Below are 22,139 nucleotides of genomic sequence, written 5' to 3'. Positions count from 1 at the left end.
GGTTGCGCGATCCCTCTGGAACAGAGGGGCACTCACGGCGTTGTGATCGACATCAGCCGGGAGGAACGCCGTGGCTACGTTCAGGGAAATGCGGGTGCTGGAGATCGTCGAAGACGACTCGCTGACCACCGAACAGAAAATCGCCGAACTGCGCGAGATCGAATCCGAGGCGCGTGGGTTGCAGCGGGCTGCCTCGGAGGGTCCAATGGACGAAGATGACGGTTGGCAGGAAGATCTGCGTCAGGTTCGTCTTGCACTCGACAAGCTCGGAGCGAAGGAGCCGAAAAAAGGCGCTGCTTCCCTGTGAAGGCCGGGTAACCGAGCTATCCGCGGATCGCGTTTTGTTTGATCGAATCCCGCTTTTAGAGACCCGCTCCAATCTAATCGCAGACCATGCGAGCTCTCTTGCCGGGCTCGCTGACGTTCCTGCAGGTCAGCGGTTTCGCCGGCGCCGATAGGGACGCCGACGCAGGCAACCTCGTCTGGTGTCGTCTCGGTGCGGCATGGCTGACCTTGCGCTCGGAAAAACGCCGGGGTGGCTGCGGCGCCACCGGAAAAGCGCCGTTTTCGACCTCGGATTGGCCGTAGTCGACATTCGGTGGCGGCCGATCCCAGATGCGCCGGACATCGAGCGGTCTCGGGATGACGACCGTGCCGTCATAACTGCGAGAGCAACCGCCGCCGAAAAGCAGCGCCAGCCCCATGAAAAAAGGCACAATCCGTCCAAGCATCAGCAATACCCCTGCCGTTGCTTATATAGCGGGTTCGACCCTGCCGACAACCGGGCGGAATGAAGCAGACCCTGCCGCCCAATCCTGTCTAACCAACCGTTAAGGTTAGCAGATCCTTAATGCTTCTCGGGCACATTCCGCCGACGAACCGCGGAGGAGGGTTCGGCCTTGGTTTTCGGGGTGGGGACGGCATGGCGGAAGCGAACGAAACAATCGGCGCGCGCGGCAAGCGCGGGCCTCGCAGATCCACTGCGCATGGCGATGATGCATCATCGTCCGCCTCTTGCATGGATTCGAACGATGCGCTTCGCCAACTCGTTGAAGCCGGTTCCGACTGGATCTGGGAGACCGACGCCGAGCTGCGCTTCTCCTGGCTTTCGCAAAACTACCAGGCAGCCACTGGCATCGATCCGGCAAACGTGCTCGGCCGGTTCCGCTTCGACTTCCTCAACCAGGTCCTTAACGGCGATCGCAGTGGCGCCGCGCATCTGGAGGATCTGCAGGCGCACCGGCCTTTTCGCGACTTCGTCTACGAACTCAAGGGTGGCAACGCCGACTGTCGCTGGGTCTTGACGTCAGGCTTTCCGAAGTTCGACGACGAAGGAAGATTTGCCGGTTATCGCGGCATCGGCCGCAACGTCACGGCACTGGCGGGCGCCTTCAAAGATCCGGGGCCGGGACCATCGGCCGACGGCGAGCCCGACCAGCATCTGGCCGACCTCGAGCGGACCATGGACGCCATGCATATGGGCGTCGTGCTTCTCGATGCCAGGCTCGACACGCTGATCATCAACAAGGCCTATCGCGACCTCTCGAGGATTCCGGACGGCGCTGTTAGCGTCGGCGCTCCGTTCAGCCTGTTGATGGAGCTCAACCGCCGCAGCGGCATCTATGGCGACATCGACGAACGGCAATGGCAGCGCTACCTCGCCACCCGCCTCGACGAGATTCGCGCCGGATCCGTCGCGCCGCGCGAATTTGTCCATGCCAACGGCAGGACGATGATGTTCTCGGTGACGGCGTTGTCCGGGGGCAGGCGGCTGCTGACCTATTATGAGGTTACCGAGATCAAGCAGCGCGATGCGGAGATCAAAAGCGCCAATGCCAAGATCGCAGAGACCTTCGCCAGTCTCCGCAGTATGGTCGACCAGATGCCGATCGGTGTCCTCGTCCTCGACGCCAATATGCGCGCCGAGATCGTCAACCGTGCTTTCTATGATTTCTGGCAGATCGACGCCCGGCGCGCCGAGATCGGCTGCAGCTTCCGCGATCTGATGGACGCCAGCCGCGACATCGATCCGTTTGGTGCCGACGATGCGTCATGGCAGCGGCATGTCGCCGAGCGCGAGGCGGAAATCAGGGTCGGGATCGCCGCGGCGCGGCAGTTCCCGCGCAATGACGGCCGCACCCTGATATCGTCGATGGCGCCGCTGGCCGGCGGCAAGCGGCTGATCTCTTATGTCGACGTCACCGACATGAAGGACCGGGAGGCCGAACTTGCCGACGCGCTGGAGAAAGCACGGCTGGCGGAAGCGGTGATCAACGCCGTCAAGGATCCGATCTTCGTCAAGGACGACCATCTGCGTTTCGTCTTCGTCAACGAGGCGTTCGCGGCTCTGTTTGGCCAGACGCCGCAAGCCATGCTCGGCAAGCCCGGCGGCGATTTCCTTACCACAAAGGACACCGCGCTTTTCGAGCAGAGCGAACGTGACGTCCTTGCCACCGGGCGACCGTACCAAGTGGAAGAGAATTTCGAGGCCGATGGCGCCAGCCGATCGCGCATCGTCAGGAAGAGCCGCGTCGGCATGGCCAGCGGCCGCAACTACGTTGCCGGCTTCCTGTTCGACATTTCCGAGATGAAGCGTCGCGAGACGGAGGCGCAGGACGCGCGCAAGCATCTCGCCAGCGTGCTGGAATCCTTGCCGGCCGCCGTGATCATCTACGATCGCGACGACAGGTTCGTGTTCGCCAACCGCAAGATCCAGGATACGCTGCCGGCCTTGAAACCGGCATGGCAGCCCGGCTGCACATTCCGCGAAGCACTCGTGCTGGGTCATGCGAACGGCTATTTCCGCAACAGCGGCGATCCACAAGTCGACCAGCTCTACGACAGCGACCATGACCGCTGGCTGGATGCGATCCTCGCCCGCTACCGCTTGCCCAATTCCTGCTACGAGCGTCATAACCCCGACGGCCGCTGGTACCAGGTCTACGACATGCGGACCGATGATGGCACCTTCATTGGTGTTCGCGTCGACATCTCCGAGATCAAGAGCCGCGAGGCGGCATTGCGCGATTCGATGCGCCAGATCGACCTGTTCCGGCACGTGATGGACGAGTTGCCGGTGGCCGCCTTCATCAAGGCGCAGGACCTGAGCATCGAATTCGTCAACAAGGCCTGGTGCGCGATCACCGGCTTGGCCAAGGAGGATGTCATCGGCCGCACCGACCGGCAGTTGTTCGGTGCGCAGGACGCCGATGGCTACAGCCATGACGACACGCAAGTCGTCGTGACGGGCGCCGTCAAGGAGGTCGAGGAACCCGTCACCCATCGCGACGGTACGGTTCGGCAGTTGATGACGCGCAAGAGCCGCCTGGTGACGCTGGACGGGTCGGTGCATCTGGTCGGTTCGAGCACCGACATCACCGACGTCAAGGCGCGCGAGCGTGCGCTGGAAGAAAGCATGCGCGAGAACGAGGTGTTCCGCAGCCTGATCGACAACGTGCCGGTATCGATCTACGCCAAGCGCTCCGATCTCCGGCAGTTCTATGTCAACAAGGGCTGGTGCGATCTCACGGGCTTCCGCAAGGAAGAAGCTATCGGCAAGACCGACATCGAGATTTTCGGGCCGGATGGCGAGGCTTTCGTCAATGGCGACCTCGCCGTGCTGCGCACCGGCGAAACCCAGGAGGTCGAAGAGACGGTGACGTTGGCCGACGGCAGCGTCAGGCATCAATTCGCCCGCAAGGGCGCGATGATCGCCTCCGACGGCTCGCTCTATTTGATCGGCTCGACCACCGACATAACCGAGCTGAAGATGCGAGAGGCCGAACTGCGCGAGGCGCGTCAGCGCGCCGTGCTCGCCGACCGCGCCAAGTCGGAATTCCTCGCCAATATGAGCCATGAGATCCGCACGCCGATGAACGGCGTGCTCGGCATGGCCGAACTGCTGGCCAAATCGGACCTCGACCCGAAGCAGAAGACCTTTACCGACATCATCGTGAAATCGGGCAATGCGCTGCTCACCATCATCAACGACATCCTGGACTTCTCCAAGATCGATGCCGGTCAGCTGGTGCTCGATCCGGCGCCCTTCAATCTGGCCGAGGCGATCGAGGATGTAGCGACGCTGGTGTCCACACGGGCCAAGGAAAAGGACCTCGAGCTGATCGTTCGTGTCGAGCCTCGGCTCGAGAGCCTGTTCGTCGGCGATGTCGGCCGTATCAGGCAGATCGTCACCAACCTGCTCGGCAACGCGGTGAAATTCACCGATGAAGGCCATGTGCTGGTCGACGTCACCGGCGAGAGGGTTCCAACCGGAACGAAGCTGACGATCTCGGTCACCGATACCGGCATCGGTATCCCCGAGGAAAAACTGAAACTGGTGTTCGAGAAATTCAGCCAGGTCGACACCTCTTCGACGAGGCGACACGAGGGGACCGGTCTCGGCCTCGCCATCACCTCGCGGCTCGTCGAGCTGATGGGCGGCGATATCGGGGTCGACAGTGCGGAAGGCAAGGGCTCGACTTTCTGGTTCTCGGTGACACTGCCGGGGGCCGGACAGCAGAACGGGCAACGCATCATGCCGATCGACGTGACCGGTGCGCGTGTGCTGATCGTCGACGACAATGCCGTCAACCGGGCGATCCTGACCGAACAGATGACATCGTGGACGTTCGATTCCTGCGCGGCCGAAAGCGGCGCCGAAGGCCTCAAGGTGCTGATCGCCGCCGCAGCCTATGGCGTGCCGGTCGACTGCGTCGTGCTCGACTACCAGATGCCTGAAATGAGCGGCGCCGAAATGGCGCGGATCGTGCGCAACACCGCCGGTCTTGCCGGCACGCCGATCATCATGCTGACCTCGGTCGACCAGTCGCTCGCCAACACCAGCTATCGCGATCTCGGCATCGATGCCCAGCTGATCAAGCCGGCGCGCTCTTCGGTGCTGCTGGAAACGCTGGTCGCCACCATCCAGCGGCATCGCCACAATACTGGCGACACGCAGCCGCTCGCGGCCGACGCCACTCCAGGCAATGTTGCGCGGCCGCAGCCCTCGGCACCGTCCGAACAGCGGGCGCTGCTGCAGCCGCCTTCGATTCGCCCGCGGCCACCGGTGGCGGCTGGCGGCGACAGGCTGGATATCCTGGTGGCCGAGGACAATGAGGTGAACCAGATGGTGTTCACCCAGATCCTCGGCGAGACCGGTTATGGTTTCGAGATCGTCGGTAATGGCCGCAAGGCGCTCGACGCCTTCGGCCGGCTCAACCCGTGCATGATCCTGATGGATGTCTCCATGCCGGAGATGAACGGTCTCGAAGCAACCGCCGCCATTCGCCGGCTGGAGGAAGAAACCGGCACGCATGTGCCGATCGTCGGCGTCACCGCGCATGCGCTGAAGGGCGACCGCGAGCGCTGCCTGGAGGCAGGCATGGACGACTATCTGCCCAAGCCGATCAGTCCCCGGGCGTTGCTCGAGAAGGTCGAGCGCTGGGTCGGCGCCAGCCGGCAGGCGCAGCGCAACGCCGGATAGGGCCGGCTCTGCCCGAGTGCCGGGAATACGGCGAAGATTCGCGCCCCTGTCAGCGGCCAAGACTATGGTGCGATCGCACCATATGAAAGGCGGCATCCAGCCGAGACAATGGCGACATACGAATTCCGCTCTTCCCAGTTACGGGCGGGAGCAGCGACCGCCGGCATGAGACAGCGTCAACCTACCCCAACGGACCTGTTTTCGGCGATGGCCCGGCCACGACACCGTCTGGCTGAGAGCAACGCGCTCCCGTCCGGCTTTTCTTCATAAAGGCCGGCTGACCCCCAAATCGCCGGCCAGCCTCGCCCGGATCGAGCAAGTCCCTGATTCCGGTGACAAAGCCGGGCTGCGTCGGGAGTGCCGGCCAGGCGGCATTCTGCTCATCCCGATGACGCGTTACCGGGGTGACATCAAACTGTCATGCGACTGTTATAATCGAAGGCTATTGGCCTCAGCGGGTGCCGACTGACGAGCGCCGAGAGACTATCTTCCGAACAGGAGCAGGCCACATGAAGAAATTCCTCTATACGGCGTCGGCCGCTGCGCTTGCGCTCGCCGCGACGTCCGGCTTCGCCGCCGCGCGCGACCAGATCCAGGTCGCCGGGTCATCGACCGTGTTACCTTATGCCAAGATTGTCGCCGAGCAGTTCGGCGAAACATTCACCAACTTCAAGACCCCGGTCGTCGAATCCGGCGGCAGCGGCGCGGGCATCAAGGAATTCTGCAAGGGCGTCGGCGAAGACACGATCGACATCGCCAACTCGTCGCGTCCGATCAAGGCGGACGAACTCAAGTCCTGCGCCGACGCCGGCGTGAAGGAAGTCCAGGAAGTCCGGATCGGCTATGACGGCATCGTCTTCGCCACCGACATCAAGGGCCCGGATTGGGCGCTGGTTCCCGCCGACATCTACAAGGCGCTCGCGGCCAAGCTGGTCGTCGACGGCAAGCTCGTCGACAATCCGAACACCAAGTGGAGCCAGGTCAATCCGAAGCTGCCCGACTGGGACATCGCCGCCTACATTCCGGGCGAAAAGCACGGCACGCGCGAAGTGTTCGAGACCAAGCTCCTCGATGCCGGCTGTGACAAGGCTGCTCTCAAGGCTGCCGGCATTGCCGACGACAAGGAAATCGGCAAAACCTGCATCGCTATCCGCAAGGACGGCAAGGCCGTCGACATCGATGGCGACTATACCGAGACGCTCGCCCGCATCGACTCCAACAAGACCGGCGTCGGCGTGTTCGGCCTCGCCTTCTATGAAAACAATGCCGACAAGCTGAAGGTCGCCACCGTGGAAGGCATCGTGCCTTCGACCGAGACGATCGCCAGCGGCAAGTATCCCGTCTCGCGCCCGCTGTTCTTCTACGTCAAGAAGGCGCATCTGGGTGTCGTTCCCGGCCTCAAGGAATATGTCGAGTTCTTCCTTGACGACCAGATGGTTGGCCCGGAAAGCCCGCTCGCCGAATACGGCCTCGTTGCTGCTCCGGATGCCGAGCGTCAGGCCCAGCGTGACGCTTTCGCCGCTGGAAAGTCGATGTAATCAGCTGCCGAACCGGGGTGCGGGCCAATCCCGCGCCCCGGTTTCATCGCAGGCCGCAATGGCGGCTGCGTAAGAATTTCTCTTGGGGTGGGTCCATGTCGTCCTTGCTCGTACTGGCCATCGTCGTTGCCGTCGGCCTGGTTGCCTTTTTCATCGGCCGGCAACGTGCCGCGGCCCAGGACAATGGCAAGGTCAAGCCGCATTCGCGCGCCCACTATCATGGCTGGTGGGCCTTCCTGCTCGCCGTTCTGCCTGCTCTTTTGCTGCTTGCCGTCTGGACCGTCGGGTCTTCCATCTATCTGGACCGACACATGCACGCTGCCTTGCCCGAGCGCACCGTCGATAGCAAGGTTGCCAGTGAGGCACTGGATGTCAGCCTGGTAAAGAGCCTCGCCAGGGGCCTGCGCAAACTCGATGCAGGCACACTGGCCGCAATGCCTGCCAGCTTTGCCGAGCTGCAGCCGCTGCTCGCCGCCAAGGGTGTGGCACTGGCGAGCGACACGCAGGATTACATGATCCCGATCGCCGTCGAGGCGAACAAGGTCCAGGACCGGCTCGGCCTGTTCGGCGCCATTGTCATTCTCGTTTCCTCGATCGCCGGCGCCTTCTATGCGCTCAGGCAGATCGAGCCGCGCGCCAGGGCACGCAACAATGTCGAGAGGCTGATGCTGTGGGGGCTGCTTGCCGCCTCCACCATCGCCATCCTGACCACCATCGGCATCGTGCTTTCGATGCTGTTCCAGACGATCACCTTCTTCGAAAGCGTCTCGCCGATGAGTTTCTTCTTCGGCACCGTCTGGGATCCGCGTTTTGCCGCTGCCGGTTCGGGCGGCAGCCAGGGCCAGTTCGGCCTGATCCCGCTTCTTGCGGGCACGCTCTACATCGCCGCCGTCGCACTGCTGGTTGCGGTGCCGGTGGGGCTGATGTCGGCTGTCTACATGGCCGAATATGCAACGCCCAGGGTGCGCTCGGTGGTCAAGCCGGCGCTTGAACTGCTGGCCGGTATACCGACCATCGTCTACGGCATCTTCGCCGTCGTCACGCTTGGGCCATTCCTGCGCGACCTGTCCGCGGCGCTGACCGGCGGCTCGCCCTTCATCCAGGGCCAGAGCATCTTCACCGCCGGCCTGGTCATGGGCGTCATGCTGATCCCGGTCGTGTCCTCTCTTTCGGACGACATCATAACCGCGGTGCCGCGCGCCATGCGCGACGGGTCGCTCGGCCTCGGCGCGACCCGCTCCGAGACGATCAAGCGGGTGATCCTGCCGGCTGCACTGCCCGGCATCGTCGGCGCCGTCCTGCTGACTGCCTCGCGCGCTATCGGCGAAACGATGATTGTCGTGCTGGCGGCGGGCGTCGCCGCCAACCTCACCATCAACCCGTTCGAGGCGATGACGACCATCACCGTCAAGATCGTCAACCAGCTCACCGGCGACCTCGAGTTCAATTCGCCGCAGACGCTGGTCGCCTTCGCGCTCGGCCTGACACTGTTCGCGCTGACGTTGGTGATGAACATCGTCGCGCTTTACATCGTGCGCAAATATCGGGAGCAGTACGAATGACCGACATTTCCATGGATACGATGGTCAGGGCGGCGGCCCATCCGCGCCGCGACATCGGCCTGAAGGCACGTTACGCTGCCGAACGCCGATTCCGCATCTATGGCGTCGTGGCGATTTCCGTAGGCCTGGCGTTCCTGGCAATCATGCTGATCACCATCGTCTCGAAAGGCTACACCGCCTTCTGGCAGACGACGGTATCACTGCCGATCTCGTTCGACGAGAAGGTGATCGATCCTTCCGGCAAACGCGCAACCGATCCGAGCGTTCTGATCAAGGCGAATTATCCCAAGCTCGCCGAAAACGCGCTGGTGGCCAAGCTCGGCATCAATCCCGACGACAAGCCGGCGATCAAGCAGCTCAAGGGCTTCCTGTCGGAAGGCGCCCGCGTCCAGTTGCGCGACATCGTTGCCGCCGATCCGTCCGTGATCGGCACGACGCGCGACGTCAAGATCCTCGCCGCCGCCAATCTCGACTCGGCTTTCAAGGGTCAGATCGACCTCAGCGTCGAGGAAGCGCGACGCAAGGTCTCGGACCAGCAGATCACCTGGATGAACAAGCTCAAGGCCGAGGGCGCGATGGCCGAGCACTTCAACAGCGGCCTGTTCACCTACGGCGCCTCCAGCCGCCCGGAAACCTCGGGCATGGGCGTGGCGATCATCGGCTCGTTTTATATGATGGTGATCGTGTTGCTCCTGGCGCTGCCGATCGGCGTCGCCGCCTCCATCTATCTGGAGGAGTTCGCCAAGAAGAACCGTTTTACCGACCTTATCGAGGTCAACATCAACAATCTGGCCGCGGTGCCGTCAATCGTCTTCGGCTTGCTCGGCCTCGCGGTGTTCATCAATTTCCTGGGCATGCCGCGCTCCGCCGCTTTCGTCGGCGGCCTGGTGCTGACGCTGATGACGTTGCCGACGATCATCATCGCGACGCGCGCCGCACTTGCCGCGGTGCCGCCGTCGATCCGCTCGGCAGCCCTCGGTCTTGGCGCCTCCAAGATGCAGATGGTGTTCCAGCACATCCTGCCGCTTGCCGCACCCGGCATTCTCACCGGCACCATCATCGGTCTTGCGCGTGCGCTCGGCGAAACCGCACCGCTGCTCTTGATCGGCATGGTCGCCTTCGTCGCCGATCCACCGACGACGCCTTTCGATCCGGCCACCGCGCTGCCAGTGCAGATCTATATGTGGGCGAACGAGGCCGAACGCGCCTTCGTCGAGCGCATGTCGGGCGCCATCATCATCCTGCTCGTCTTCCTCATGGCCATGAACATCACCGCGATCGTGCTTCGGCGTCGGTTCGAGCGGCGCTGGTAGAAAAAAGGCATTTTGGTATGAACATCATGACCGAACAGTCCCTTGAAAACGCAGTGGGCGACAAGATGAAGTCGAACGAAGTGATCAAAATGCGCGGCGACAAGGTCGGCGTGTTCTATGGCGAGAAGCAGGCGCTGTTCGACGTCAATCTCGACGTCCGCCTGAATCAGGTGACGGCGCTGATCGGCCCCTCCGGCTGCGGCAAGTCCACCTTCCTGCGCTGCCTCAACCGCATGAACGACACCATCGATTCAGCACGGGTAACCGGCAAGATCACGCTCGACGAAGAAGACATTTACGACAAGAACATCGATGTCGTCGAACTCAGGGCGCGCGTCGGCATGGTGTTTCAGAAACCCAATCCGTTCCCCAAGTCGATCTACGAGAACGTCGCCTATGGGCCGCGCATCCACGGATTGGCCAAGCGCAAGGCCGACATGGATCAGATCGTCGAGTCGAGCTTGAAAAAGGCGGCGATCTGGAACGAGGTGAAGGACCGTTTGCAGGAACCTGGCACGGGTCTTTCCGGTGGCCAGCAGCAGCGTCTGTGCATTGCACGCGCCATCGCCGTGTCACCCGAGGTGATCCTGATGGACGAACCGTGTTCGGCGCTCGACCCGATCGCCACTGCTCGCGTCGAGGAACTGATCGACGAACTGCGTCAGAACTATACGATCGTCATCGTCACCCATTCGATGCAGCAGGCAGCACGCGTGTCGCAGCGCACCGCGATGTTCCATCTAGGCTATTTGGTCGAGGAGGGCGCCACCGACAAGATGTTCACCACCCCCGACGACAAACGCACCCAGGACTACATCACCGGCCGGTTCGGCTGAGCTCAGGCATACGAGGGACGAAGATCATGGGTGAACATACCGTCGCATCTTTCGATGAGGATCTGGAGCAGATCAGCCAACTGATCCGCGACATGGGCGATCTCGCCCGTTCGATGGTCAGTGGCTCGACCAAGGCTTTGCTCAATTCGGACAATGCGCTGGCGCAGCGCGTGGTTTCCGACGATGCCATCATGGATGCACGCCAGCGCGAGCTGGACGATCGCGCCATCACGCTGATCGCCAAGCGCCAGCCAATGGCCAACGATCTGCGTGCGGTGGTCGGTTCGATCCGCATGGCCGGCGACCTCGAGCGCATCGGTGACCTGGCCAAGAACATCGCCAAGCGCGTCGGCACTGTCGGGCTGAGCGTTACGCCACACGACCTTTCGCATTCGATCGACGCGATGGCGCAGCTGGTGCTGATCCAGGTGCAGGGGGTCGTCGACGAGTATGCCGCCGCTGACGCGGCAGCGCTTGCCACGCTCAGAAACAATGACGAACGCATCGACGTCAAATACACCTCGGTGTTCCGCGAGCTGCTGACCTACATGATGGAAGATCCCCGCAACATCACGGCGTGCACGCACTTGTTGTTCTGCGCCAAGAACCTCGAGCGGATCGGCGATCACGTGACCAACATCGCCGAGAATGCCTATTATGTTTTGACCGGCACGCAGTTGCCAGCCAATCGTCCGAAGCAGGACGAGACGGCAATGTCCGCGCCAGCGGCATAACAGGGGTGACCAGCCGATGATCGCACCACGCATCATGGTGGTGGAGGATGAGGAGCCGCTAGGCGTGCTGCTCCGCTACAACCTCGAATCCGAAGGCTACCAGGTCGAGGTGGTGACGCGCGGCGACGAGGCCGAGATCCGACTGCAGGAGAACGTTCCCGACCTTCTGGTGCTCGACTGGATGGTGCCCGCGGTTTCCGGTATCGAACTATGCCGGCGCCTGCGAATGCGTCCCGAGACCGAGCGGCTGCCGATCATCATGCTGACCGCGCGAGGCGAGGAAAGCGACCGCGTGCGCGGCCTGTCGACCGGTGCCGACGACTATCTGGTCAAGCCTTTCTCGACGCCGGAGTTCATGGCCAGGGTCAAGGCGCTGCTGCGCCGGGCCAAGCCGGAAGTGCTGTCCAGCGTGCTCAAGGTCGGCGACATCGTGCTCGATCGCGAGTCGCACCGTGTCTATCGCAAGAAGAGCGAGATCCGGCTTGGGCCGACGGAATTCCGCCTGCTCGAATTCATGATGCGCCATCCAGGCCGCGTGTTCTCGCGCAGCCAGCTGCTCGACAATGTCTGGGGCGAAACGATCTACATCGATGAGCGCACGGTCGACGTACATGTCGGGCGGTTGCGCAAGGCGGTCAACAACGGCCGCATGCCTGATGTCATCCGCACGATCCGCGGGGCGGGCTACGCGATCAGGGAAGACTAGGTGGCTGTTCCGTCCCGATAGATCGGGAAAACTCGATTAGCACGCGGTCGCCAACAGCCGGTGGAATGTTGCACTCGTCTCATCGATGGGGAGCGAGCACGTGACGCCAGGAGCGGTCATCCTCATCAGGTTTCGAATGACTGCATTTGGGCCAAAGCGACAGGCAGCTTCTCGCGTTTCCCGATCTCCCAAACTCTCTATTGGGCCCCGGCTGGCCAGGAAGCACGGCGAATTACTTGATACGTCGTCATCTTTCCCGCAGACTCCGACCAGAATGAATTTGAGTTAATTTAGATATACGTTCGTCGAATGACGCGTATTCTGCATAAATATACAATTTTAATAAATTACCTCAAGCTGCGAATCCTTTCCTATCTATTCATTGCTCGTCTTTCGATTGTTCAATGCGATCTCGGATCTAATGACGATTCCGTGGAACGATCTCGTTCTTTGCAACGTTGCTTTGAAAGCTGTCGCCGGACCTTTGACCAGGTCGGACGCCATGAGGAAGGATTTCTGATGAGCACGGTCTTAAACGCCAAGGGCATCCCTCTTGCCTACACCAGCGCTTCCACTCATTGGTTCTCGGCCACCGGGTCTGGACCGGAACTGCATGGCACCTCCGGCAACGACTCCTTCTGGGGAGACACCGGCGTCAATGTCACGATCTACGGTGGCGCCGGCGACGACTACTATCATCTCTATTCCACCAACAATAAGGTGGTCGAGGATCCTGGGGCAGGGATCGACACGATCGACACATGGATGAGCTACAAGCTCCCCGACAATTTCGAGAACCTCGTCGTTACCGGCACCAACCGATTTGCGTTCGGAAATGCGGTGGACAACATCATCAAGGGCGGGTCGGGTCACCAGACGCTGGATGGCGGCAAGGGAAATGATGTCCTGATCGGCGGCGATGGCGCCGATACTTTCGCCATCTCCAAAGGTAATGGAAGCGATCTTATCTTCGACTTCGGTGCGACCGATGCGGTCCGGCTTGACGGCTACGACTTCACTTCGTTCGATGCCGTCCGTTCACAGATGGTCCAGGTGGAATCGAACGTGATGCTGAACCTCGGATCCGACGAGATCCTGGTGTTCAAGAATACGACCATCGACAAGCTGCAGCCCACCCAGTTCGAACTTCCGATCGACAAGTCCGCAATGACGCTGTCCTTCTCCGACGATTTCAACACGCTGAGCCTTCGGGACGGGCAGGACGGCACCTGGAATTCCAATTTCTGGTGGGGAGCGCCGAACGGCAGCACGTTGAGCAGCAATGGTGAGTTGCAGTGGTATATCGACGCCAATTATGGCCCAACGAGTTCGGTCCATCCGTTCAGCGTTGAGAACGGCGTCCTCACCATCACCGCCGCGCAGGCGCCGGAGGACATCAAGCCTCTGATCAACAACTACGAATACACCTCGGGGATCCTGACGACCCACGACACCTTCTCGCAAACCTACGGCTATTTCGAAATGCGGGCGGATCTCCCTGAAACAGCCGGAGCCTGGCCGGCGTTCTGGCTGCTTCCGGAGGACGGATCGTGGCCGCCGGAGCTGGACGTTGTCGAAACGCGTGGCCAGGACCCGAACACGCTCTACATGACGGCGCATTCCAATGAGACGGGAGCGCACACGAAGGTTTCGTCAACGGTGAACGTTGCGGATACCGACGGTTTCCACACCTATGGCCTGCTCTGGACGAAGGATGAGCTTGTCTGGACCTATGATGGTGTAAAGGTCGCTCAAGCAGCGACGCCGGCCGACATGCACGATCCTATGTATATGCTGGCCAATCTCGCGGTGGGCGGCATTGCCGGCCAGCCTCCTGACCATCTGGCTACGCCAGCGGAGATGAAGATCGACTACATCCGCGCCTATACGCTGGACGACCTGCAGCACCACCCCTTGGACATCGCCGGCGACCATTCGGTCTAAGCGACGCCCTGATGTTGGGGCCATGAGCCGTTAGGAGCGCGGGAATGATTGCATGGTCTGATCTGCGGGCAGTCTTGATGCGCGCCATCGCCGATGTCGGTGTTTTTTCGTTCCTCATCAACATCCTGCTATTGGTGATCCCCCTTTATCTCTTGCAGGTCTATGACCGCGTCCTGCCTTCCTCCAGCGTCGAGACGCTTCTTTACCTCTCTGCTATCGCGGTTCTCGCACTCGCCTTTCTCGGTCTCCTCGATGCGGTCCGCTCCGTTTACACGCAGCGCGTTGCAGCCATTGTCGACAACAGACTGGGCGCGAGGACATTCGCCGTCTCGCTGGAGGCTAAGTACGCCGCGGGAGCGGCCCTGTCTCCACTGCGCGACCTTGCCTCGGTATGCGCCTTCATCAGGTCACGCGGCGCGGCGGTCTTGTTCGACCTGCCGTTTGCTCCGTTCTTCCTCGCCCTGCTGTACCTCATCCATCCTTTGCTGTTCTGGCTTACGCTGGCAGGATCTGCGCTGTTGCTTGCGCTGGTCGTGGCAAATCAGTTTGCCACCGGCAGGAATGACGCCTTGTCGGCGGAACGCTCGGCTGTTGCCAGTCTGTCGGAGCAGGCCTTTGCCCGGAATGCAGAGACGCTGCGCGCCATGGGCATGATCCAAAACGCCGCGCGAGTGTGGGGAAGGCACGTGGCGGAGGCGCTAGTCCTGCATGACCGTTCGTCGATGGCCAACGCGATTTTCAGTGGAACGTCGCGAGCCGTACGCATGATGCTTCAGCTGGCAATACTGGGTGTCGGAGCATGGCTCGTGCTGCAAGGGAAGATGACGGCCGGCATGATCTTCGCGTCTTCCCTGGTGTCGTCCCGCGCGCTGCAGCCGCTCGACCAACTGATCGGGTCATGGCGGCAGATCGTCGACGCCAGACGATCGTGGAAGCGGTTGGACAAGGCGTTTTCCGCCCATCCGGCGCATGCGCAAAAATTGACCTTGGCGGACCCGTCCGGCGAAATTGTCGTGCAGGGCCTCATCTTTGTCGCGCCGAACGCCACACCCGGCACCGAACCCATCATCAAGAGACTGAACTTCCGCATCGGCGCAGGCGAAGCGGTGGCGATAATAGGTCCGAGCGGAGCCGGAAAGTCCACCCTGGCAAGATTACTTGTCGGTGCGATTCAGGCAACCAGCGGCTGCGTCAGGATTGACGGCGCCGATCTCAGAACCTGGGACGAGAAGCAGCTTGGCCGGCATATCGGATATCTCGCTCAGGAGGTGGAGCTCTTTCCCGGATCGATCGCGGAAAATATCGCCCGCTTTGAACCCGATGCGAATGACGCCTCGATCGTCGAGGCAGCAAAGAATGCCCGGGCGCATGAGCTGATACTGGAGCAGCGAGACGGCTACCAGACCAGAATAGGTCCGTCGGACAGAACACTGTCGGGCGGCGAACGCCAAAGGATCGGGCTGGCGCGCGCTTTTTACGGCAATCCGCATGTCCTCGTTCTGGATGAGCCCAGTACCCATCTCGACGGCGGCGGCGAAGCCGCGCTCGAAGAAGTGCTTGCCGCCGCGAAAGCGGCGGGCGTTACGACAATCGTGATAACGCACCGCCCTTCGGTCGCCGCAGCCTGCGACCGCGTGATGCTTCTGCGCAGCGGAGTGATCGAAGCCTTCGGTCCAAGCGGCGACGTGATGCGGCAGCCGATCGCCGGCATCGGCCTTGCCCCACAGCGCAGCATGGCGGTGACAGGGTCTTTTGCCACGACGATCCGCAGCACCCCTCATAGCGTCCGCTTTGGATCGTAGAAGATGACAGCGCAGAGCCTCGTCCGGGAAGGCACAGCACGCACCGACATTCGCCGGGTGGCATTCGCCGGATACGCGGCAATAGCGATATTGGTGGGTTGCTTTGGCTATTGGGCGGTCAGTGCACCGTTGTCCGGCGCGGTCATCACGCAAGGCACGATCTCGGCGACAGGCGGGAACATCCTCATCCAGCATCCCGAGGGCGGCATCATCCAAGAGTTGCTCGTCCATGAGGGTGATCGCGTGCAACAGGCCCAGGAACTGATCCTGCTGGATCGAACAGCCGCGCAAGCCGAACTCAACCGGCTGACGAGACAGTCGATCGCTTTGAAGGCCAGCGCCTCGCGGCTGGAGGCGGAACGCGACGGGTTGGATCGGCTTGCGCCAATCACAGAGGCTGCGCCAGCACCGTTCCAGCACAATTTCGAGGTCCTGGTTCAAGAACAGCGGAAGGAATTCAACGCCAGGCTCGCCCGATTTCGATCCGAACAATCGATCCTCAGGCAACAGGTTGCCATGCATCGCCAGTCTGTTGTCGGGTTGCAGGCCCAGAAACAGGCCATTCAGCAACAGGCCGAAGTCGTGAAGAAAGAACTGGGCATCAAGACCAACCTTTTGGACAAGGGCCTCACCAATCGCACCGAATATTCGCAGCTTTTGCGTAGCGAGGCAGATCTCGTCGGGCAGGCAGGGGCGATGGAGGCAAATCTTGCATCGGCCAACACCCAGATCGTCGAAGCGCAGGAGCAGATAGAGCGCCTGACCACGCAACGCGTGGAGGAAGCCCTGACGAAACTCGACGAGGTACGTTCTTCGCTGGCTGACATTGACGAACAGATGCGGGCATCCGAGGCAGTGCTGCGGCGGACGACGATCAAGGCGCCGGCGGGGGGCATCGTGGTATCGTCCACCTACAATTCCAAGGGCAGCGTGATTGCCCCCGGCGAGAAGATCATGGAGATTCTGCCTACGGCATCGGGCTTGATCGTCGATGCACGGCTGCCGCCGAAAGACATTGACCAGGTTCGTGTCGGCCAGCCGGCAAAACTGCGACTATCAGCGTTGAACATGCGGCTCACCCCTGAGATTTCAGCCATGGTGACACAGGTTTCCGCAGATCGGCTCATCGATCAGGCTACGCATGAACCCTATTTCCGCGCCAAGCTGAAGATTGCCGCCGACTTGCCGCCCGGCGTGAAAGCGGAGCAGCTTTACCCTGGAATGCCGGTAGAAGCGTTCATCGGCACCGGTGAACGGACTTTCTTCGAGTATCTCGTACGGCCGATGCGCGATTCCTTTGCGCGCGCTTTCACGGAGCGGTAGATGTTGCGGACCGCGCAATTTTGACCCTGGCCCTCACGCCACGCTCTTTCCGGCGCTCCCTCTCGCCTGCACGCCCGGCGCAAAAATCTCCTGATCGACGAAGATCAATGCCCGCATGGCGCAGCCTTCGCGGATCAGCGGCAGTTCGTTCGGCTCTGTATCGAAGGAAATCGATTTTGAGTGCTGGCCGCCGGCGGTCTGGGCAATCGCTTCGCGCAGTGCCGGCTCTATCAGGTCGAAGGCGGCCGCGCTGACGCCGACCATGGCAACGGGCGCCGGATCGATCAGCGCGAACAGGCTGCCGAGGCCGTAGCCGAGCGCTTCGCCGGCCTTGCGATAGGCTTCCCGTTCGGGTCCGTCACCTTCGCGGGCCGCGGCAGCCAGGGCGCGCATGTCGGCGTCGCTGACATCGGCGACGGGTTCTGCATTCTCGCCCATCTGCCTGGCGTTGCGCCAGATGGCGTAATTGCCCGCATAGGCTTCGACGCAGCCGCGCCGTCCGCAGCGGCAGAGCGCGCCGTTCGGCCGATGGATCATGTGGCCGAATTCGCCGCCCGAAGAATGGGTGCCAGTGAACAATTCGCCCTTCAGCACCAGTCCCATGCCGATGCCGTGCGACAAAAGGATAGCGATGAAGTCGTCTCGGTAGCGCAGCGGATCGCGCCACCGCAATGCCACCGCCATCATGTTGCAGTCATTCTCCATTATGGCGGGGATGCCGAACTCGTCTTCGAATATGTCAGCGAAGGCGATGTCGGTGTGCGGCGTGATCGGCGACCACAGCATGGCGCGGGCACGGGTGTCGGTGATGCCCTGGATGGCCAGCGCGATGCGGGCGATGCTGCGCACGTCCAGATCGGGATCTGCCAGGCGGCGCCGCACGATTGCCGTGCATTCGCCGATCAGCGCCTCGCGCGACATCGTCAGCGTGTCCAGCCGGCGCTGTTCCTCGGATACTACCTGGCCGGCATAGTCGATGACGGCGACGGAGAGGAAGTTCAGCGACAGCACCACGGTCATTACCGCGGCCGCTTCCGGATTGAGGCTGAGGCCGACCTGCGGCCGGCCGCGTTTGAGCGAGCCGGCCTCGCTCGGCTTGCTTTCGGTAAGGATGCCTTCGCCGATCAGGTCGGAGGAGATCGCCGATATGGTCGAGTGGCTGAGGCCCGTGGTCGCGGCGATTTCGGTGCGGGACGGTTGTCCGGCCTGGCGCACGGCCGCAATGACCATCGCCCGGTTGCGGCGACGCAGATCGTCGTGGCGGATTCCGACCGACATGTTCTTTCACGTCCTCCCGGTCGCCGCGGTTCTTCCTGCCCTGGAACGCTGTCGGCAACGCAGATAAATACTGGCAGAAGCCGCGCGCCCTGTCATTTATTTATTCCGGGACTCGAAAAAAATTCGAAAGGCCATCAAAATCCATCAGATTCGATGTTGACAGCGTTCAGGCGTTGGCCCAGTGTTTTTTCGAGGCTCGAAAAAATAGGGCTTCTGTGCCGGCCCTCGGGTCAGTTTGGTCGCGCCATACGCGGCGCAGGGAGGATAATATGAAAAGATTCACAGCCGCCATCCTGGCGGGTGCCGCCATGTCGCTGACGCTCGCGTCTGTCGCGCAGGCGAAGGACAAGGTCGTCGGCGTTTCGTGGTCCAATTTCCAGGAAGAGCGTTGGAAGACCGACGAGGCCGCCATGAAGACGGCGATCGAGGCCGCCGGCGACAAGTACATCTCCGCCGATGCGCAGTCCAATCCCGGCAAGCAGCTCACCGACGTCGAAAGCCTGATTTCGCAGGGCGCCAATTCGCTGATCATCCTGGCGCAGGACGCCTCGGCCATCGGCCCTGCGGTGCAGAAGGCGCTGGACGAAGGCATTCCGGTCGTCGGCTATGACCGGCTGATCGAAAACAAGGACGTCTTCTACCTGACCTTCGACAACAAGGAAGTCGGCCGCATGCAGGCCCGCGAAGTGTTCAAGGTCAAGCCGGAAGGCAACTACGTCTTCATCAAGGGCTCCGGTGCCGATCCCAATGCCGACTTCCTGTTCTCGGGCTCGATGGAAGTGCTCAAGGAAGCCATCGACAGCGGCAAGATCAAGAATGTCGGCGAAGCCTACACGGACGGCTGGCTGCCCGCCAACGCCCAGAAGAACATGGAACAGTTCCTGACCGCCAACGACAACAAAGTCGACGCGGTGGTCGCGGCCAATGACGGCACCGCGGGTGGCGTCGTCGCCGCGCTGACGGCGCAAGGCCTTGCCGGCACTGTGCCGGTCTCGGGTCAGGACGGCGACCACGCCGCGCTGAACCGTATCGCGCTCGGCACGCAGGCCGTTTCGGTGTGGAAGGACGCGCGGGAGCTCGGCAAGAATGCCGCCGAGATCGCTTCGCAGCTCGCAGACGGCAAGAAGACCGGCGACATTGCCGGCGCCAAGGACTTCACGACGCCGGGCGGCAACACCGTCAAGTCGCTGTTCCTGACCCCGATTGCCATCACCAAGGACAATCTCAACCTCGTCATCGACGCTGGCTGGATCAAGAAGGAAGAAGTCTGCACGGGCGTCGCTGCCGGCACCGTCGCGGCCTGCAACTAAAAGCTGGCTTGTTCCTGCATTCTCAACGCCGCGGCCCAAAAGCCGCGGCGTTTTCTCAAAAACTTTTGCGTTTCCGCATCATGCGGATAGCTTCTAGGCTGGGCTCCGGCATGCGCGTCAGACGGCCAGTCGGTGGGAGGAAATCATGACCGATACGACGTCAAACCCGCAGACCGATACGGCGCGCGCGTCGGAACTCGGGGCCGTCGCCCGGTTCCTGAAGGCGACCGAGATCGATACCCGCATGCTCGGCATGATCGGCGCGCTGCTGGTCATCTGGATTGGGCTGCATGTCATTTCCAGCCTGCGCCTCGGCGTCAACCCGCTCGATTTCGACAGCCGCACCTTTCTCACACCGCGCAATCTGTGGAACCTGTCGGTGCAGACATCCGCGGTCGCGATCATGGCCTGCGGCATGGTGCTGGTCATCGTCATGCGCAACATCGACCTGTCGGTCGGTTCCGCCGAGGGCCTGATCGGCATGGTGATGGGATTTGCCCAGGTGCATTTCCTGGTGCGCTTTGTCGGGCTCGAACTCGGCAATCCGTGGATCTGGGTCCTGGCGCTGGTCATCGGCCTGGCGCTCGGCCTGCTGATCGGCGCCTTCCAGGGCTTTGTCATCGCCTATCTCGAAGTGCCCGCCTTTATCGTGACGCTGGGTGGTCTGCTGGTCTGGCGCGGCGCCGCCTGGTGGGTCACCAGTGGCCAGACCGTGGCGCCGCTCGACGCCACCTTTCAGCTGATGGGCGGCGGGCCGGCGGGATCGATCGGCGCGACCTGGAGCTGGGTCGTCGGGATCGTCGCCTGCCTCGCCGTGGTGTTTGGGCTGTTCAACGGCCGGGTGCAGCGCAAGCGTTTCCGGTTTCCGCTACGTCCGATCTGGGCCGAGACGCTGCTCGGAATCGTCACCTGCGGCGCCATCATGGGCGCGGTCTGGCTCGCCAATTCCTACCCCTGGCCGATCGGCATCGTGAACAGATATGCGGCCGCCAACAACATCACCGTTCCCGAAGGCGGCCTGTTCATCGCCCACGGCATCGCCATACCGGTGCTGATGGCGGTCGCCGTCGGGCTGGTCATGACCTTCATCACCAACCGCACCCGTTTCGGCCGCTATGTCTTCGCCATCGGCGGCAATCCCGAGGCGGCCAATCTCGCCGGCATCAACACGCGCTGGATCACCATGAAGGTGTTCATGATCATGGGCGTGCTGGCCACGATCGCTGCGGCGATCTCCTCGGCCCGGCAGAATTCGGCCACCAACGTGCTTGGAACGCTCGACGAGCTGCTCGTCATTGCAGCCGCCGTGATCGGTGGCACGTCGCTAGCCGGCGGGTCGGGAACGATCATCGGCGCCATGCTCGGCGCGCTGCTGATGCAGTCGCTGCAGTCCGGCATGGTGCTGCTCGGCGTCGACTCGCCGCTGCAGAGCATCGTCGTCGGGGCCGTACTGGTGATCGCCGTGTGGCTCGACACCGTCTATCGCAAGCGCGTCTAGGAGGGCATGCCATGACTGACAAGACTGCTCCTGCAGCCACCACGCTGATCGACATGAGGAACATCTCGATCGCGTTTGGCGGCATCCGCGCCGTCGACGACGCCTCGATCGATCTTTTCCCCGGCGAGGTCGTGGCGCTGCTCGGCCACAACGGCGCCGGCAAGTCGACATTGATCAAGATACTGTCCGGCGCCTACAAGCGCGATTCGGGCCAGATCTTCGTCAACGGCGAGGAGGCATCGATCTCCAATCCACGCGATGCCAAGAAATACGGCATCGAGACGATCTACCAGACGCTGGCGTTGGCCGACAATGTCGACGCCGCCGCCAATCTGTTCCTCGGCCGCGAGCTGATGACCGCCTGGGGCACGCTCGACGACGTTGCCATGGAGGCCGAGGCACGCAAGGTGATGGGTCGGCTCAATCCCCGGTTCCAGCGCTTCAAGGAGCCGGTGATCAAGCTGTCGGGCGGCCAGCGGCAATCGGTGGCGATCGCGCGTGCAATCCTGTTCAATGCGCGCATCCTGATCATGGACGAGCCGACGGCGGCGCTTGGTCCGCAGGAAACGGCGCAGGTCGGCGAACTGGTCAAGCAGCTAAAGTCCGACGGCATCGGCATCTTCCTGATCAGCCACGATATCCACGATGTGTTCGAGCTAGCCGACCGGGTCTGCGTCATGAAGAACGGCCAGGTCGTCGGCACCGCCCGCACCACCGATGTCACCCAGGACGAGGTGCTGGGGATGATCATTCTGGGCAAATGCCCGCCGGGCGCCATTCCCGGACCGGGCGCGCTGAAGATAGCGGCCTGAG

At 62.1% G+C, this 22,139-nt stretch carries 16 protein-coding genes; 14 read left to right on the top strand and 2 right to left on the bottom strand.

Going from position 1 to position 22,139, the window contains the following annotated elements; genetic code table 11:
• The first annotated feature begins 70 nt into the window (after positions 1–70).
• Positions 71–307, top strand: coding sequence for a hypothetical protein (locus tag NKH52_RS05590; protein WP_352733857.1), 237 nt, complete (start codon positions 71–73; stop codon positions 305–307).
• A 73-nt stretch (positions 308–380) separates the two neighbouring features.
• On the opposite strand, the gene NKH52_RS05585 is transcribed toward NKH52_RS05590, so the two are convergent.
• Entirely contained in the window at positions 381–731 is a 351-nt protein-coding gene (locus NKH52_RS05585) for a hypothetical protein (protein ID WP_027037074.1), read from the bottom strand.
• A 191-nt stretch (positions 732–922) separates the two neighbouring features.
• Between NKH52_RS05585 and NKH52_RS05580 the strand changes: the two genes are divergently transcribed.
• The 10 genes from NKH52_RS05580 to NKH52_RS05535 all read left to right on the top strand — a co-directional run bounded on the left by NKH52_RS05580 (position 923) and on the right by NKH52_RS05535 (position 17,240).
• A complete protein-coding gene (locus NKH52_RS05580) occupies positions 923–5,482 on the top strand; it encodes a PAS domain-containing protein (protein ID WP_352733859.1) in 4,560 nt (1,519 codons plus the stop codon).
• Between the two features lie 509 nt (positions 5,483–5,991).
• Positions 5,992–7,020: a PstS family phosphate ABC transporter substrate-binding protein gene (locus NKH52_RS05575; protein WP_023810982.1), complete on the top strand. Its 1,029-nt coding sequence runs from the start codon at positions 5,992–5,994 to the stop codon at positions 7,018–7,020.
• 95 nt (positions 7,021–7,115) lie between these two features.
• A complete protein-coding gene (pstC, locus tag NKH52_RS05570; RefSeq protein ID WP_352733861.1) occupies positions 7,116–8,582 on the top strand; it encodes a phosphate ABC transporter permease subunit PstC in 1,467 nt (488 codons plus the stop codon).
• The gene (gene pstA / locus NKH52_RS05565; RefSeq protein WP_352733863.1) at positions 8,579–9,895 is read left to right on the top strand and encodes a phosphate ABC transporter permease PstA; all 1,317 of its coding nucleotides are present in this window, start codon (positions 8,579–8,581) and stop codon (positions 9,893–9,895) included. Before pstC ends, pstA begins: the two co-directional genes overlap by 4 nt.
• A gap of 17 nt (positions 9,896–9,912) precedes the next feature.
• Positions 9,913–10,731, top strand: a complete 819-nt coding sequence (pstB, locus tag NKH52_RS05560; protein WP_224698713.1) for a phosphate ABC transporter ATP-binding protein PstB — start codon at positions 9,913–9,915, stop codon at positions 10,729–10,731.
• A gap of 26 nt (positions 10,732–10,757) precedes the next feature.
• Entirely contained in the window at positions 10,758–11,465 is a 708-nt protein-coding gene (gene phoU, locus NKH52_RS05555) for a phosphate signaling complex protein PhoU (RefSeq protein WP_127267720.1), read from the top strand.
• A gap of 16 nt (positions 11,466–11,481) precedes the next feature.
• On the top strand, positions 11,482–12,171 hold the full coding sequence (gene phoB, locus NKH52_RS05550) for a phosphate regulon transcriptional regulator PhoB (RefSeq protein ID WP_010911896.1): 690 nt from the start codon (positions 11,482–11,484) through the stop codon (positions 12,169–12,171).
• A 519-nt stretch (positions 12,172–12,690) separates the two neighbouring features.
• Positions 12,691–14,115, top strand: a complete 1,425-nt coding sequence (gene eglC, locus NKH52_RS05545) for an endo-1,3-1,4-beta-glycanase EglC (protein ID WP_352733949.1) — start codon at positions 12,691–12,693, stop codon at positions 14,113–14,115.
• Between the two features lie 77 nt (positions 14,116–14,192).
• A complete protein-coding gene (locus NKH52_RS05540) occupies positions 14,193–15,917 on the top strand; it encodes a type I secretion system permease/ATPase (protein WP_352733866.1) in 1,725 nt (574 codons plus the stop codon).
• Positions 15,918–15,920: 3 nt separating this feature from the next.
• Positions 15,921–17,240 carry an HlyD family type I secretion periplasmic adaptor subunit gene (locus tag NKH52_RS05535; RefSeq protein WP_352733868.1) on the top strand — a complete coding sequence of 440 codons (1,320 nt, stop codon included), beginning with the start codon at positions 15,921–15,923 and terminating at the stop codon, positions 17,238–17,240.
• A gap of 33 nt (positions 17,241–17,273) precedes the next feature.
• Here the strand turns inward: NKH52_RS05535 and NKH52_RS05530 are convergent, their stop codons facing one another.
• Positions 17,274–18,518, bottom strand: a complete 1,245-nt coding sequence (locus NKH52_RS05530; protein ID WP_352733870.1) for an ROK family protein — start codon at positions 18,516–18,518, stop codon at positions 17,274–17,276.
• A gap of 269 nt (positions 18,519–18,787) precedes the next feature.
• On the opposite strand from NKH52_RS05530, the gene xylF reads away from it, so the two are divergent.
• The 3 genes from xylF to NKH52_RS05515 all read left to right on the top strand — a co-directional run bounded on the left by xylF (position 18,788) and on the right by NKH52_RS05515 (position 22,138).
• Complete coding sequence (gene xylF / locus NKH52_RS05525; protein ID WP_352733872.1) at positions 18,788–19,828, top strand: D-xylose ABC transporter substrate-binding protein; 1,041 nt, start codon at positions 18,788–18,790, stop codon at positions 19,826–19,828.
• Between the two features lie 145 nt (positions 19,829–19,973).
• Positions 19,974–21,326, top strand: coding sequence for a sugar ABC transporter permease (locus NKH52_RS05520; protein ID WP_352733874.1), 1,353 nt, complete (start codon positions 19,974–19,976; stop codon positions 21,324–21,326).
• Between the two features lie 11 nt (positions 21,327–21,337).
• Positions 21,338–22,138: an ATP-binding cassette domain-containing protein gene (locus tag NKH52_RS05515; RefSeq protein ID WP_352733876.1), complete on the top strand. Its 801-nt coding sequence runs from the start codon at positions 21,338–21,340 to the stop codon at positions 22,136–22,138.
• The last annotated feature ends 1 nt before the right edge of the window (position 22,139 follow it).

Origin of the sequence: Mesorhizobium sp. M1066, from assembly GCF_040318635.1 — a bacterium.
Lineage (GTDB): Bacteria > Pseudomonadota > Alphaproteobacteria > Rhizobiales > Rhizobiaceae > Mesorhizobium.
The sequence above is the reverse complement of the archived record's forward strand: the minus strand, read 5'-3'. Positions and strand labels throughout refer to the sequence as shown.

What these genes read in the sequence shown, in the direction of transcription:
- eglC (WP_352733949.1), top strand. Translation starts at nt 12,691, where the DNA reads ATGAGCACGGTCTTAAACGCCAAGGGCATCCCTCTTGCCTACACCAGC.
- phoU (WP_127267720.1), top strand. Translation starts at nt 10,758, where the DNA reads ATGGGTGAACATACCGTCGCATCTTTCGATGAGGATCTGGAGCAGATC.
- NKH52_RS05520 (WP_352733874.1), top strand. Translation starts at nt 19,974, where the DNA reads ATGACCGATACGACGTCAAACCCGCAGACCGATACGGCGCGCGCGTCG.
- NKH52_RS05575 (WP_023810982.1), top strand. Translation starts at nt 5,992, where the DNA reads ATGAAGAAATTCCTCTATACGGCGTCGGCCGCTGCGCTTGCGCTCGCC.
- pstC (WP_352733861.1), top strand. Translation starts at nt 7,116, where the DNA reads ATGTCGTCCTTGCTCGTACTGGCCATCGTCGTTGCCGTCGGCCTGGTT.
- xylF (WP_352733872.1), top strand. Translation starts at nt 18,788, where the DNA reads ATGAAAAGATTCACAGCCGCCATCCTGGCGGGTGCCGCCATGTCGCTG.
- NKH52_RS05535 (WP_352733868.1), top strand. Translation starts at nt 15,921, where the DNA reads ATGACAGCGCAGAGCCTCGTCCGGGAAGGCACAGCACGCACCGACATT.
- NKH52_RS05515 (WP_352733876.1), top strand. Translation starts at nt 21,338, where the DNA reads ATGACTGACAAGACTGCTCCTGCAGCCACCACGCTGATCGACATGAGG.
- pstA (WP_352733863.1), top strand. Translation starts at nt 8,579, where the DNA reads ATGACCGACATTTCCATGGATACGATGGTCAGGGCGGCGGCCCATCCG.
- NKH52_RS05585 (WP_027037074.1), bottom strand. Translation starts at nt 731, where the DNA reads ATGCTTGGACGGATTGTGCCTTTTTTCATGGGGCTGGCGCTGCTTTTC.
- pstB (WP_224698713.1), top strand. Translation starts at nt 9,913, where the DNA reads ATGAACATCATGACCGAACAGTCCCTTGAAAACGCAGTGGGCGACAAG.
- NKH52_RS05530 (WP_352733870.1), bottom strand. Translation starts at nt 18,518, where the DNA reads ATGTCGGTCGGAATCCGCCACGACGATCTGCGTCGCCGCAACCGGGCG.
- NKH52_RS05540 (WP_352733866.1), top strand. Translation starts at nt 14,193, where the DNA reads ATGCGCGCCATCGCCGATGTCGGTGTTTTTTCGTTCCTCATCAACATC.
- NKH52_RS05580 (WP_352733859.1), top strand. Translation starts at nt 923, where the DNA reads ATGGCGGAAGCGAACGAAACAATCGGCGCGCGCGGCAAGCGCGGGCCT.
- phoB (WP_010911896.1), top strand. Translation starts at nt 11,482, where the DNA reads ATGATCGCACCACGCATCATGGTGGTGGAGGATGAGGAGCCGCTAGGC.